The organism is Blastococcus jejuensis, from assembly GCF_039534705.1.
Taxonomy (GTDB): Bacteria; Actinomycetota; Actinomycetes; order Mycobacteriales; family Geodermatophilaceae; genus Blastococcus_B; species Blastococcus_B jejuensis.
Genome location: NZ_BAAAVV010000007.1, coordinates 1 through 13334 on the forward strand (window position 1 = coordinate 1; position 13334 = coordinate 13334).

The 13334-nt window shown below is 73.5% G+C and carries 13 protein-coding genes and 1 rRNA gene; 1 reads left to right on the plus strand and 13 read right to left on the minus strand.

All coding sequences use genetic code 11. The features are described 5' to 3' along the window. The 9 genes from ABD644_RS14915 to ABD644_RS14955 all read right to left on the minus strand — a co-directional run. A 16S ribosomal RNA gene (locus ABD644_RS14915) occupies positions 1-61 on the minus strand; the annotation flags it as partial. A gap of 330 nt (positions 62-391) precedes the next feature. Further along, complete coding sequence (dapB, locus tag ABD644_RS14920; protein WP_344689738.1) at positions 392-1204, minus strand: 4-hydroxy-tetrahydrodipicolinate reductase; 813 nt, start codon at positions 1202-1204, stop codon at positions 392-394. Positions 1205-1266: 62 nt separating this feature from the next. Beyond that, on the minus strand, positions 1267-1629 hold the full coding sequence (locus tag ABD644_RS14925; RefSeq protein ID WP_344689739.1) for a VanZ family protein: 363 nt from the start codon (positions 1627-1629) through the stop codon (positions 1267-1269). Beyond that, positions 1626-2978: a M16 family metallopeptidase gene (locus ABD644_RS14930; protein ID WP_344689740.1), complete on the minus strand. Its 1353-nt coding sequence runs from the start codon at positions 2976-2978 to the stop codon at positions 1626-1628. Before ABD644_RS14930 ends, ABD644_RS14925 begins: the two co-directional genes overlap by 4 nt. A gap of 23 nt (positions 2979-3001) precedes the next feature. Next, positions 3002-5263, minus strand: coding sequence for a polyribonucleotide nucleotidyltransferase (locus ABD644_RS14935; RefSeq protein WP_344689741.1), 2262 nt, complete (start codon positions 5261-5263; stop codon positions 3002-3004). Between the two features lie 282 nt (positions 5264-5545). Beyond that, entirely contained in the window at positions 5546-5815 is a 270-nt protein-coding gene (gene rpsO / locus ABD644_RS14940) for a 30S ribosomal protein S15 (RefSeq protein ID WP_344689742.1), read from the minus strand. 92 nt (positions 5816-5907) lie between these two features. Further along, positions 5908-6867, minus strand: coding sequence for a bifunctional riboflavin kinase/FAD synthetase (locus tag ABD644_RS14945; protein ID WP_344689743.1), 960 nt, complete (start codon positions 6865-6867; stop codon positions 5908-5910). 23 nt (positions 6868-6890) lie between these two features. Beyond that, complete coding sequence (locus ABD644_RS14950; RefSeq protein WP_344689744.1) at positions 6891-8030, minus strand: branched-chain amino acid aminotransferase; 1140 nt, start codon at positions 8028-8030, stop codon at positions 6891-6893. 89 nt (positions 8031-8119) lie between these two features. Then, positions 8120-8443, minus strand: a complete 324-nt coding sequence (locus ABD644_RS14955; protein WP_344689745.1) for an antibiotic biosynthesis monooxygenase family protein — start codon at positions 8441-8443, stop codon at positions 8120-8122. Between the two features lie 50 nt (positions 8444-8493). Here ABD644_RS14955 and larB point away from each other — a divergent pair, with 50 nt between their 5' ends. Continuing rightward, positions 8494-9168 carry a nickel pincer cofactor biosynthesis protein LarB gene (gene larB, locus ABD644_RS14960; RefSeq protein ID WP_344689746.1) on the plus strand — a complete coding sequence of 225 codons (675 nt, stop codon included), beginning with the start codon at positions 8494-8496 and terminating at the stop codon, positions 9166-9168. 24 nt (positions 9169-9192) lie between these two features. Here the strand turns inward: larB and larE are convergent, their stop codons facing one another. The 4 genes from larE to ABD644_RS14980 all read right to left on the minus strand — a co-directional run bounded on the left by larE (position 9193) and on the right by ABD644_RS14980 (position 13333). Beyond that, positions 9193-10032 (minus strand): ATP-dependent sacrificial sulfur transferase LarE, encoded by an 840-nt coding sequence (gene larE, locus ABD644_RS14965; protein WP_344689747.1) that lies wholly within the window; start codon positions 10030-10032, stop codon positions 9193-9195. A gap of 10 nt (positions 10033-10042) precedes the next feature. Continuing rightward, on the minus strand, positions 10043-10963 hold the full coding sequence (gene truB, locus ABD644_RS14970; protein WP_344689748.1) for a tRNA pseudouridine(55) synthase TruB: 921 nt from the start codon (positions 10961-10963) through the stop codon (positions 10043-10045). Continuing rightward, complete coding sequence (locus ABD644_RS14975; RefSeq protein WP_344689749.1) at positions 10960-12228, minus strand: MATE family efflux transporter; 1269 nt, start codon at positions 12226-12228, stop codon at positions 10960-10962. The genes truB and ABD644_RS14975 overlap by 4 nt, the downstream gene beginning before the upstream one ends. A 70-nt stretch (positions 12229-12298) precedes the next feature. Further along, the gene (locus ABD644_RS14980; RefSeq protein ID WP_344689750.1) at positions 12299-13333 is read right to left on the minus strand and encodes a DHH family phosphoesterase; all 1035 of its coding nucleotides are present in this window, start codon (positions 13331-13333) and stop codon (positions 12299-12301) included. Position 13334: the final 1 nt, after the last annotated feature.

Genomic DNA, 13334 nt, shown 5'->3' on the forward strand with positions numbered 1-13334 from the left:
CTTGCATGTGTTAAGCACGCCGCCAGCGTTCGTCCTGAGCCAGGATCAAACTCTCCGTAGATGATTTGATCGCAGCTGAGAACCGAGAACTGGACGCTCTCGATATCAATCAACCAAAGGAATCCCAAACCAGAACCCCGAAAGGCCCCGGCACGGGGTATTACTTGGCACTGACTTTCGGCACGCTGTTGAGTTCTCAAGGAGCGGACGCGCACAAAGTCGACCCTCGCGGGCTTCCCTCGTGGCTGGATGTCCAACTCTACGCCGTGCATCGCAGCGGTTGAACCCGGGGGCTCATCCGGCTGGCCTTCCGGCCGCGCGGCGCATCGAGAACCATACACGAGTCCGAGGCTCCTCGCACAGGGGGTCCCGGGCCCGGCCCGGCCCCGGTTCAGAGGCCCAGCAGGCTCTCGATCCCCACGGTGAGACCCGGTCGGCGCCCGATCTCCCGCACCGCCAGGAGCACGCCGGGCATGAACGACGCGCGGTCGTACGAGTCGTGCCGGAGGGTCAGTGTCTCCCCCTCCGCACCCATGAGGACCTCCTGGTGTGCCACCAGGCCGGTCAGGCGCACGGCGTGCACGGGCACGCCCTCGATGTCGGCACCCCGGGCACCGGGCAGGGAGTCCGCCTCCTTGGTGGCGTCGGGAGCGGCCGGCAGGCCGGCGGCCCGGCGGGCCGCGGCGATGAGGCGGGCGGTGCGGACCGCAGTGCCCGAGGGCGCGTCGACCTTGTTGGGGTGGTGCAGCTCGACGATCTCGACGGACGGGAAGAAGCGCGCTGCCTCCTGGGCGAAACGCATGAGCAGGACGGCGCCGATGCCGAAGTTCGGGGCGATGACCACGCCGAGGTCGGGCTTGGGCTCGAGCCATTCGGCGATCGTCGCGAGCTTGGCCTCGTCGAAGCCGGTGGTGCCGACCACGCAGTGGATGTTCTGGTCGATGCAGAACCGGATGTTGTCCATCACGACGTCCGGCCGGGTGAAGTCGACGACCACCTGGGCGCCGGCGTCGGCGACGTTGAACAACCAGTCGCCGTCGTCGACCATGGCGACGAGCTCGAGGTCGGCCGCGGCGTTGACCGCCTTCACGACCTCGGTGCCCATCCGCCCGCGGGCGCCCAGCACACCGACGTTGATCACGGGTTCCTCCCGCTCGGGAACGAGAGAGTCCTGCTGGGCCGGGGTGGAGGTGCTCGTCGTCACGCGGTCAGGCTTCCTGGCGCACCGTCCCCGCGCAACACCGCCCGGGCCGACCCGCCGGGCGATCAGCCGGGTGGTGCTCCGCGCTCGGTCAGCCGCCAGAGCAGCAGGCCGGCGAGGATCCCGACGACGTCTGCCAGCCAGTCGGCCACCGACATCGTGCGCGCCAGCGGCGTGAGCCCCTGCGCGAGCTCGCTGACGACGGCGTAGCCGACCAGGGCCCCACCCAGCAGCGCCTGCCCGATCCCGGCCCACCGCCCGGTCAGCGCGAGCGCGAGGAACAGCAGGGCGTGGACGACCTTGTCGACGCCGGGTGGCGCCGTCGGCACATCGGAGGCCGGGGCGAACAGCACGGCCAGCGAGACCAGCACCATGACCGCGAAGGCGCCCCGCGCGAGGGCGCCGTGCACCTGCAGAGCCGGTCTCACAGCCGGTCGAGGTCGGACTCGCGGTAGGGGCCGACGACGGCGAGGCAGGTGTCGCGGGTGAGCAGCTCGGCCGCGACCGCGCGGACCTGCGTCTCGTCCACGGCCTCCAGCCGGGCGAGCACCTCGCGCACGGGGAGGTACTCCCCGTAGGACAGCTCGCTCTTGCCCAGCCGGCTCATCCGCGAGCCGGTGTCCTCGAGCCCGAGCACCAGGTTGCCCTTGAGCTGGCCGCGGCCGCGGACCACCTCCTCGGTGGTCAGCCCCTCGGCCGCCACCCGTGCGAGCTCCTCGCGGACCAGCCGCAGCACCTCGGGAACGCGCTTCTTCGAGCACCCGGCGTACACCGAGAAGGAGCCCGTTCCTGCGTAGTGGGTGAGGGCGGACCCGACGCTGTAGACCAGGCCGCGCTTCTCGCGGATCTCCTGGAACAGCCGCGAGCTCATGCCGCCGCCGACCGCGGCGTCGAGCACGGCCGCGGCATACCGCCGGTCGTCCAGCCGGCCCATGCCGGGCAGGCCGAGCAGCAGGTGGGTCTGCTCGGTCCGGCGAGCGATCAGGCCCGCGGGGCGGGCCGGCTTCTCCGGCGCCACGTCACCCAGCCGCAGCGGGGCGGGGCGCGCGTCCCCCGCCAGCCGGCTCCCGAACGCGGCGGTGACCAGGTCGAGCACCTGTTGGTGCTCGACGCGCCCCGCGGCGGTGACCACGATCGAGGGCATCGCGTACCGGGCGCGGTACCACCCGTCGACGTCGTCCCGGGTCAGGCCTTCGATCGACTCGACCGTCCCGAGCACCGAGCGACCGAGCGGGGTGTCACCGAAGAGCGTCTCGGAGAACAGGTCGTGCACCGCGTCGGAGGGCTCGTCGTCGCGCATGGCGATCTCCTCGAGCACCACCGTGCGCTCGGACTCCAGGTCCTCGGCGGTGTTGCACGCCTCGGTGACCAGGTCCGACAGCAGCGTCACGGCCAACGGCAGGTCGCTGGCCAGGACGTTGGCGTAGTAGCAGGTGTGCTCCTTGGCGGTGAACGCGTTCATCTCACCGCCGACGGCGTCCATGGCCGTCGCGATCTCCAGGGCGCTGCGGCTCGTCGTCCCCTTGAACAGCAGGTGCTCGAGGAAGTGCGACGACCCGGCGACGTCGGGGCTCTCGTCGCGCGAGCCGACGCCCACCCAGATGCCGAGGGTCGCCGAGAGAACGCCGGGCATCGTCTCGGTCAGCACGCGCAGGCCGCCCGGGAGCTCGGTGCGCTCCACCCGGCCGCCGAACTCGTCGACGTCGAGGAGCTGCGTCTGCCCGACCGGAACGGGAACCGGGGCGGACGCCGCAGCGCCCACCCCGGTCCCGATCACGCTCGAGCTGGATTCAGCCGTGTTCACTCACCCGCGGGGGCAGCAGCGGCGTCGGCCGGAGCCTCGGCAGGAGCACCCTCGGCGGCGCCCTCGACCGGCACCAGGCTGATCTTGCCCCGGGCGTCGATGTCGGTGATCTCGACCTGCAGCTTGTCGCCGACGTTCACGACGTCCTCGACCTTGCCGATGCGCTTGCCGCCACCGAGCTTGCTGATGTGCACCAGCCCGTCCTTGCCCGGGAGCAGGGAGACGAAGGCGCCGAACGGCGTGGTCTTGACGACCGTGCCGAGGAAGCGCTCGCCGACCTTGGGCATCTGCGGGTTGGCGATCGCGTTGATCCGGTCCACGGCGGCCTGGGCCGAGGGGCCGTCGGAGGCGCCGACGTAGATCGTGCCGTCGTCCTCGATGGTGATGTCGGCGCCGGTCTCGTCCTGGATCGCGTTGATCATCTGGCCCTTGGGGCCGATGACCGCGCCGATCTTGTCGACCGGGATGCGCACCGTGGTCACCCGCGGGGCGTACGGGCTCATCTCGTCGGGACCGTCGATGGCCTCGCCCATGACGTCGAGGATGTGCAGGCGGGCGGCGCGGGCCTGGGTCAGCGCCTGGGCCAGGACGTCGGAGGGGATGCCGTCGAGCTTCGTGTCCAGCTGGAGGGCCGTGACGAAGTCCTTGGTGCCGGCGACCTTGAAGTCCATGTCACCGAAGGCGTCCTCGGCGCCGAGGATGTCGGTCAGCGCGACGTACTCGGTCTTGCCGTCGACCTCGTCGGAGACGAGGCCCATGGCGATGCCGGCGACCGGGGCGCGCAGCGGCACACCGGCGTTGAGCAGCGCGAGGGTCGAGGCGCAGACCGAACCCATCGACGTCGAGCCGTTGGAGCTCAGCGCCTCCGACACCTGGCGGATCGCGTAGGGGAACTCCTCGCGGTCGGGGAGCACCGGCAGGAGCGCACGCTCGGCGAGCGCGCCGTGGCCGATCTCGCGACGCTTGGGCGAGCCCACGCGGCCGGTCTCACCGGTCGAGTACGGCGGGAAGTTGTAGTTGTGCATGTAGCGCTTCTTGTTGTCCGGGCTCAGCGTGTCCAGCTGCTGCTCCATGCGGAGCATGTTCAGCGTGGTGACGCCGAGGATCTGCGTCTCGCCGCGCTCGAACAGCGCCGAACCGTGGACGCGCGGGATGACCTCGACCTCGGCCGACAGCGGCCGGATGTCGGTGACGCCGCGGCCGTCGATGCGGACCTTGTCGCGGAGGATGCGCTGGCGGACGACCTTCTTGGTCACCGCCCGGAAGGCACCGGAGATCTCCTTCTCGCGGCCCTCGAACTGGCCGGAGAGCGCGGCCTTGACCTCGTCCTTGAGGGCGTCGGTCGCGGCCTCCCGCTCCTGCTTGCCGGCGATCGCCTGCGCGGCGGCGAGCTTCTCGGCGGCGTGGGCCTCGACGGCGGCGTAGACGTCGTCCTGGTAGTCGAGGAAGCGGGGGAACTCCTGGACCGGCTTGGCGGCCTTCGCGGCCAGGGCGCTCTGCGCCTCGCACAGCGCCTTGATGAACGGCTTGGCGGCCTCGAGACCCTGGGCCACGACCTCCTCGGTGGGCGCGGGGGCGCCGCCGGCGATCAGCGCGATCGTCTTCTCGGTGGCCTCGGCCTCGACCATCATGATCGCGACGTCGCCGTCGGGCAGGACCCGGCCGGCCACGACCATGTCGAAGACGGCGTCCTCGAGCTCGCTGTGCGTCGGGAACCCGATCCACTGGCCGTCGACCAGCGCGACGCGGGTGCCGCCGACCGGACCGGAGAACGGCAGGCCGGACAGCTGCGTGGACGCCGAGGCGCCGTTGATCGCGAGCACGTCGTAGAGGTGGTCGGGGTCCAGCGACAGGACCGTGATGACGACCTGGACCTCGTTGCGCAGGCCCTTGGCGAACGTCGGGCGCAGCGGGCGGTCGATGAGCCGGCAGGTGAGGATCGCGTCCTCGGACGGGCGGCCCTCGCGGCGGAAGAACGAGCCGGGGATGCGCCCGGCGGCGTACATCCGCTCCTCGACGTCGACCGTCAGCGGGAAGAAGTCGAACTGCTCCTTGGGCTGCCGCCCGGCCGTGGTGGCCGAGAGCAGCATGGTGTCGCCCATGCTGGCGACGACGGAGCCGGCGGCCTGACGGGCGAGCCGGCCGGTCTCGAAGGTGACGGTGCGGCTGCCGCGGCTGCCGTTGTCGATGACCGCGGTGGCGGTGTAGACGCCGTCCTCGGCGTCGAAGTCGGTGGTGTCTGTGGTGGGTGCGGACATGTGTCCTTCTCTCTTCTCGTCGCATCGGCCTCGTGCCGGTCTGCGACTCCTCTGACGGCCAGTTCTTCTGGTGCTGTGCCGTCCTGCGTCCGGGGCGACCGGTGCTCGATCGAAGCCCTCGGGCGGCGCCGTTCCCGTGCTGGGCCCGGGCGTCCCGGGGGCCACTACCGAGGACCGGCCCTCGAGGGACGCGGCCGGCGGGTGGCCGGTGACCCGTGCGGCGGGTGCCGCACGGGAGAGGGGACCGTCCCGGGTTCTTCCGGGAGCGGCCCCCTCGACGTGCTAGCGGCGCAGGCCGAGCCGCTCGATCAGCGAGCGGTACCGCGTGATGTCGGTCTTCGCCAGGTAGTTCAGCAGCCGGCGACGCCGGCCGACCAGCAGGAGCAGGCCCCGCCGGCTGTGGTGGTCGTGCTTGTGCATCTTGAGGTGCTCGGTGAGGTCGCTGATCCGACGGGTCAGCATCGCGACCTGGACCTCGGGCGAACCGGTGTCGTTCTCGACCGTGGCGTACTCGGTCATGATCTGCTTCTTGACTGCGCTCTCGAGCGCCATGGATCGCCTCCGGGGCGGGTCACGTGTGGCCCTCGGTCTGAATCACGAGGGCAGCTCTCACACATCGTCGGGTGACCGACGACCCCACGAGGCTACATGCCGAGGATCTGGCGGGTGTCGGAGACGTCCTGGGCCATGGCGGCCAGGAGCCCCTCGACGTCGGGGAACGCCGCCATCGGACGCAGCCGCTGCACGAACTCCACTCCCACGTGCTCGCCGTAGAGGTCGTCGTCGTAGTCCAGCACGAACGCCTCGACCGTGCGCCGACTCCCCTGGAAGGTCGGGTTGGTCCCGACCGAGATCGCGGCCGGGAAGCGATCCCGGCTGGCGCCGCTACGCGGGTCGCGGGTCACCAGGTGCCCGGCGTACACGCCGTCGGCCGGGATGGCGGTGAACGGCGGGCTCTCCACGTTCGCCGTCGGGTAGCCGAGGTCCCGGCCCCGGCGGTCGCCGCGGACGACGACGCCGTCGACCCGGTGCGGGCGGCCGAGCGCGCGCGCCGCCGACACCATGTCCCCCGCCGCGACGCAGGCCCGGATGTAGGTGGAGGAGATCGTCACCGCGCCGTCGTCGGAGGTGTCCTCGGCCAGCGCGACCGGCTCCACGGCGAACCCGAACCGCCGTCCCTCGACCTCCAGCGTCTGCACCGTGCCGGCGGCGCGGTGGCCGTAGGTGAAGTTCTCCCCCACCACGACCTGCGCGGTGTGCAGGTGCTCGACGAGCACGGTGTGCGTGAACGTCTCGGGCGAGAGCCGCATGAAGTCCGGCGTGAACGGCAGCACGCACATGGCGTCCACCCCGAGCTCGGCGACCAGCTCGGCCTTGCGGTCCATCGAGGTGAGGATGGCCGGGTGCGAGCCCGGGCGGACGACCTCGGCCGGGTGCGGGTCGAACGTGAGCAGCAGGCAGGGACGGCGCATCGCCCGCGCGCGCGCCACCGCGGCGCCGATCAGGGTCTGGTGACCGAGGTGGACGCCGTCGTACATCCCGATGGTGACCACCGTCCGGCCGAGGTCACCCGGGGTCGCCTCCAACCCCCGCCAGCGCAACACCGTGTCTGTCCCCGCCCGCCCCGTCAGGAAACGCGGTGCAGCCAGCCGTGGGTGTCGGCCACCCGCCCGTGCTGGATGTCGAGCAGCGACTCGCGCAGCTTCATGGTCAGCGGCCCGGGGGTGCCGTCGCCGACGGTGAAGTCACCGGTGCGCGCCTTCACCTCGCCGACCGGCGTGATCACCGCGGCCGTGCCGCACGCGAAGGTCTCGGTGACGGTGCCGTCGGCCACACCGGCGCGCCACTCGTCGACGCTCCAGCGGCGCTCGGTGACGGTGTGCCCGAGCTCGCGGGCCAGCGTGATCAGCGAGTCACGGGTGATCCCGGGCAGCAGCGTGCCGGTGAGCTCGGGGGTGACCAGCTCGGCGTCGGCGCCGGAACCGAGGACGAAGAACAGGTTCATCCCGCCCATCTCCTCGACGTAGCGCTTCTCCACCGCGTCGAGCCACACCACCTGGTCGCAGCCGGCCTCGATGGCCTGCTCCTGGGCGAGCAGGCTGGCCGCGTAGTTGCCGGCGCACTTGACGTCGCCGGTGCCCCCGGGCGCGGCGCGGATGTAGTCCTCGGAGAGATAGACCGACACCGGCTGCACGCCCCGGGGGAAGTAGGCACCGGCCGGGCTGGCGATGACCAGGAACAGGTACTCGCTGGCGGGGCGCACGCCGAGGAACGGCTCGGTCGCGAGCTGGTAGGGCCGCAGGTAGAGCGTCTGGTCGGCGCCGGTGGGCACCCAGTCACGGTCGGCGTCGACGAGGGCGTCGACGGCGTTGAGGAAGCCGTCCTCGGGCACCGGCGGCATCGCCAGGCGCCGGGCACCGCGGGCGAACCGGGCGGCGTTGGCCTCCGGCCGGAAGGTGGCCACGCTGCCGTCGGGCTGGGCGTAGGCCTTGAGCCCCTCGAAGATCGACTGCGCGTAGTGCAGCGCCGCGGTGCTCGGGTCGAGCTGAAGCGGGCCGTAGGCCGTCAGGCGGGCGTCGTACCAGCCCTTCCCGGTCTGGTAGCGGGCCACGAACATGCGGTCGGTGAAGTACCGCCCGAAGCCGGGGTCGGCGAGCATCGTGGCGCGCTCGGTGGACGGCCTGCCCTGCACGTCCTCCACCACGAGCGGCACGTCCTCGGTGAACATTCGAGAGGAGGTGCGGCTGTCGGCGAGCGTGTCGGTCATGTCTCCCACCTGGGCGTGCGACGGATCGGCACCGGCCCCGCCCCGGGGGCCGATGCCGTCACACTAGCCGCCGTTCGTAGGACGTCCTCCTACCCGGCGTGCGGCCCGGTGGACTCGATCACCGCGTAGGACCACAGGTGGTGCGAGTCGCTCGCCGCCGGCGCGAGGTCGTCGCCGCCGCCGCCGTGGGAACGCGCGAAGTCCTGGCTGGACTCCCACGCCCGGTACGCCTCCTCGCTGCTCCACCGGGTGTAGACCAGGTACTGGTCGGTGCCCTCGAGCGGCCGGAGCAACTCGAACCACTCGAAGCCCGGCGTCCGCTCGACGTGCCCGCCCCGACCGCGGAAGCGCTCCTCGAACCGCTCCTGCCTGTCCGGCGGGACGACGATCGCATTGATCTTGACGATGCTCATGTCGTTGCCCTTCCCGCTGGGACCGGCGGCCAATCCCGCATGCTTGACCGGTGAGCACGCACCGCATCGCCGACATCGGGTTCGCCCGGCTGGACCTGGACCGGGCGGCACGCACCGGCGCGCCGGAGGTCGTCTACGCGGCCGGCAAGACCCCGGCCGAGACCGTGGCCTGCCTGGCGGCGCTGCTCGACGGCGGAGCGCCGCTGGCCTTCGCCACCCGGGTGGACGACGCCACCGCCGCCGCCGTCCGGGAGCGCTGGGCCGGGGCGCGGGCCGACGAGGCGGCCCGGGTGGTCTACGTCGGCGACCTGCCCGAGCCCGTGGGCGAGGTGCTGGTGGTCGCGGCCGGCACGTCGGACGGACCGGTCGCCGCGGAGGTGGCCGCGACGCTTGCCGCCCTGGGCATCGGAAGCCGCCGGGTCGACGACGTCGGGGTCGCCGGGGTGCACCGCGTGCTGGAGGTCGCGGGCGAGCTCGCCGCCGCGGACGCGGTCGTCGTCGTGGCCGGCATGGACGGGGCGCTGCCCGGGGTGGTGGCCGGGCTGACCGACCGGCTGGTCGTCGCGGTGCCGACGTCGGTCGGCTACGGCGCGGCGTTCGAGGGGTTGGCGCCGCTGCTGACCATGCTCACCGCCTGCGCGCCGGGCGTCGTCGTCGTCAACATCGACAACGGCTTCGGGGCCGCCGTGGCCGCAGCCAAGGTGGTGCGCACTCTTCACCGATAGCGGCGGCCACAGTGGTGGTCGGGTTCAGCGGTAGCGGACCGGATCGGGCAGCAGCTCGTTCATCGAGCCCGACCGGAACCCGCGCGGGTCCACCTCGACCCGGGCGAAACCGCGCACCGCCGCGAGCAGATCGGGCCGGTCGGTCAGCTCCGCCACCCGGGTCGCGTCCACCTCGATCCGGGCGGTGTCGGCACCCAGGTCGCGCACCCGCAGGTCGCGCACCGGCAACCCGGCGGCCTCCAGCGCCGCGCGCAGGTCGGCCTCGGCGTGCTCGACACGGGCCAGCCCCTCGGCGCTCACCGGGACCCCGTAGGCGATCCGGCTGGCCAGGCACGCCGCGGCAGGCTTGTCGGCCAGCGGCAGCTCCCAGCGGCGGGCGGCGGCCCGGACGTCGTCCTTGGTCAGGCCGGCCCGGGCCAGCGGAGCCCACGCCCCGCGGGCGGCGGCCGCCGCGATGCCGGGGCGGAAGCCCGCCGTCAGATCGTCGGCGTTGGTGCCGGTGACGACGTCGGCGATCCCGAGCCGCGCCGCCAGCGGGGTGAGGACGTCGACCAGTTCGGACTTGCAGAACGCGCAGCGGTCCCCCGCGTTGGCGACGTACCCCTCCCGGGAGAGCTCGTCGGTGCGCGGGAACTCGTGACGGACGCCGAGGGAGGTGCCGAACTCCGCAGCGGCGGCGCGCTCGGCGGCGGGCAGGCTCGGCGAGACCGCGGTGGCGGCGACGACGCGGCCGGCACCGAGGGCCCGGACCGCCGCGGCCAGGACGACGCCGGAGTCGACCCCGCCGGAGAACGCGACCAGGACCCCCGGCAGCGGGGCGAACTGCGCCGCGAGAGCGTCGAGGCGGTCGTCGAGGGAGCTCACGTACCGCAGGCTATGACGCGGGCGGGAAGCCCACGGCCACCCGGGCGGTGGCGCCGGCGTCCTCGACGAGTGCGACCAGCCGGCCGGCCGGGTCCACGGCCGCGTGCGGCCCGGCGATCCCGGTGGCGGTGATCCGTTGCCCGTAGGCGAGCGCGGTCGCCTCCTCGGTGGAGACGGCCCGCACCGGGAAGACGGTCGCGGCCGCCTCGGTCAGCGGGAGCACGCCCGGCCCGCCGCCCGCGGCGAGCGCTGCTGCGGCCTCCTCGACGGGGGCCGCGCGGGTGACGTCGAACGGGCCGGAGGCGGTGCGCCGCAGGGCGGTGAGGTGGCCCCCGACGCCGAGGGCGGCCCCGGCGTCACGGGCGATGGCGCGGATGTAGGTGCCTGCGGTGCAGTCGACCGTGACGTCCACGTCGACCAGGTCGGGGGTCGGCCGGGTGATGCCGCGCACCTCGAGCCGGTGGACGGTGACCGACCGGGGGGCGAGTTCGACCGTCTCGCCCGCGCGGACCCGGTCGTAGGACCGGCGGCCGGCGACCTTCACCGCGCTCACCGACGACGGCACCTGCTGCAGCGGGCCGGTCTGCGCCGCGAGCGCCGCACGGACGGCGTCGTCGTCGATCCCGGCGGCCGACGTCGTGGTGAGGGTCTCCCCCTCGCGGTCGTCGGTGACCGTCGTCTGCCCGAGGCGGATCGTGGCCTCGTAGGTCTTGTCGTGGCCGCCGACCAGGCCGAGCAGCCGGGTCGCGGCCCCCACCCCGAGGATCAGCAGGCCGGTGGCCATCGGGTCGAGCGTGCCGGCGTGGCCGACCTTGCGGACCGAGAGCACCCGTCGGGCGCGCGCGACGACGTCGTGCGAGGTCATGCCGGGCGCCTTGTCGACGAGCAGCAGACCGGGCGGGACGTCGGCGTCGGGCTTCCGGGGGCTCACCCGGTCACTCTCACAGGTGCCGCCAGCCAGCGATCACCCGCCACCCGCCACAGCACCGCGACCAGCCGCAGGGCGATGAAGAGCACCAGTCCGGTCCAGATCCCGGCCAGTCCCCAGCCCATCGGCGCGGCGAGCAGCGACAGCGGCAGGAAGCCGACGACGGCCGCACCGATGGTGACCGTGCGCAGGTAGCCGACGTCGCCGGCGCCCATCAGGACGCCGTCCAGGGCGAACACCACCCCGGCGAGCGGTTGCATCCCGGCGAGGAACCACCAGACCAGCCCCGCTCCGGCGAGCACCGCGGGGTCGCTGCTGAACAGCGGGGGCAGCACGTCGCGCAGGGCGACGAGCACGGCGGCGACCACCACCCCGGTGCCCAGCCCCCACCCGGCCACCCGGCGCGCGGTGGCGCGGGCATCGGCCGGGTGGCCGCCGCCGAGTGCCCGGCCGACGAGGGTCTGGGCGGCGATGGCGAAGGCGTCGAGCACCAGCGCGAGGAAGAAGAACAGCTGCAGGGCGATCTGGTGCGCGCCGAGGTCCGCCGCCCCGGCCCGGGCGGCCACGCCGGCGGCGACCAGGAACGACAGCTGCAGGACGGCGGCGCGCAGCAGCAGGTCGCGGCCGATGACCAGCTGGGAGCGGAGGGCGGGCAGCCGGGGACGCCAGTCGGCGCCCTCGCGCACGAGCGCGCGCAGGAACAGACCGGCGGTGAGCGACTGCCCGACCACGTTGGCGATCGCCGACCCGATCAGGCCCAGCCCGACGGGGTGCACCAGCAGCGGGCAGAGCACCAGGCTCAGCAGCGCTCCGGCGAGCACGAAGTGCACCGGCCGTCGCAGCTCCGCGACCCCGCGCAACCAGCCGTTGCCGGCGAGGGAGACGAGCAGGAGCGGGGCGCCGAATCCCGCGACGCGCAGCCACTGCTCCCCCGCCGCGGCCACCGGACCCGCCCCGCCGGCGAGCAGCCGGGTCAGCGGCCCGGCCAGGAGCTGGAACAGCAGGAGGACGGCGACGCCGAGGGCGAGCGCCAGCCAGGTCGCCTGGACCCCCTCGGCGACGGCGCCGGCCCGGTCGCCGGCGCCGGCCCGCCGCGCGGCGCGGGCCGTGGTGCCGTAGGCGAGGAAGTTGAGCAGGGCGGCCGACCACGCGAGCAGTCCCCCGCCCACGGCGAGCCCGCCGAGCGGGACGGTGCCGAGGTGGCCGACGACCGCGGTGTCGACCAGGAGGTACAGCGGCTCCGCCGCCAGCACGACGAGCGCCGGCACGGCCAGACCGACTATGGACGGGCCGCGGCGCGGGGGCCGGAGGCCTCCCGACGCGGAGCCGTGGTCCGGCTCAGCGCCCGTGGGGGACGGCACCTGGACGCGGTGGTCGGCCGGAGGCCGCCAGTTCACAGAGCTCCCGGCGCAGGGCCTCGACGGTCTTCTCGCGGTCGAGGTAGGAGCTGTAGCCGGCGGCGAGCACGTGGCCCCCGCCGCCGAGGGCCGTCGCGACACGGGCGAGGTCGGTGCCGCCCCGGGAGCGCAGGGACACCGACCACGAGCCGTCGTCCTGACCCTTGAGGACGCAGGCCACGTCGGCCTCCTCGGTGGAGCGGACGACGTCGACCAGCGCCTCGAGCTGCTCGCCGGCCAGGCCGTGCTCGCCCGCCTCGGCGGTGCTCGACCAGGTCCAGACCAGGCCAGCACCGACCTCCGGCTCCAGCACGGCGCGACCGGTCACCACCGACAGCAGCCCGAGCCAGCCGAACGGAGCGGTGTCGAACAGGCGCCGGCTGATGTCGGAGTGGTCGATGCCGGTCGCCAGCAGGCGGGCGGCGAGCTCGTGGGTGTCGGGCCGGGTGTTGCCGAAGCGGAAGGACCCGGTGTCAGCGGCCAGCCCCGCGTACAGCAGCGTGGCGAGCTGGTGGTCGACGGTCACGCCGAGCTCGTCGAGCAGGTCGGCGACCAGGGTGACCGTGGCCGGGGCATGACCGTCGATGAGCCGGACGTCGCCGAAACCCGGGTTGCTGGCGTGGTGGTCGACGACGACCGACGTGCCCGCGTCGTCGAGGAGCACGGCGAGCTCGCCGAGCCGGCCGGGCGAGGCCGCGTCGAGGCTGACGAAGACGTCGGGCGAGGCCGGGACCATCGACGACGCCACCAGCCCCTCGGCTCCGGGCAGCCAGCCCAGCGACGCGGGCAGGGTGAACGGGTCGGGGAACGTGGTCAGGACGCGGGCACCCCGGCGCCGGAGCCCCTCGGCGAGTGCCAGGGTGCTGCCGAGTGCGTCGGCGTCGGGCTGGACGTGCCCGGAGAGGACGACGGTCGCGTGCGCGTCGGCAGCCTCGGCGAGGACGCCGGCCGCGGTGCGGGCGGACGAAGCGCTCACG

Bases quoted from the DNA above. Each gene is read 5' to 3' on its own strand.
- ABD644_RS14950 (WP_344689744.1), bottom strand. From the start codon at position 8,030: ATGACCGACACGCTCGCCGACAGCCGCACCTCCTCTCGAATGTTCACC.
- ABD644_RS14955 (WP_344689745.1), bottom strand. From the start codon at position 8,443: ATGAGCATCGTCAAGATCAATGCGATCGTCGTCCCGCCGGACAGGCAG.
- rpsO (WP_344689742.1), bottom strand. From the start codon at position 5,815: ATGGCGCTCGAGAGCGCAGTCAAGAAGCAGATCATGACCGAGTACGCC.
- ABD644_RS14935 (WP_344689741.1), bottom strand. From the start codon at position 5,263: ATGTCCGCACCCACCACAGACACCACCGACTTCGACGCCGAGGACGGC.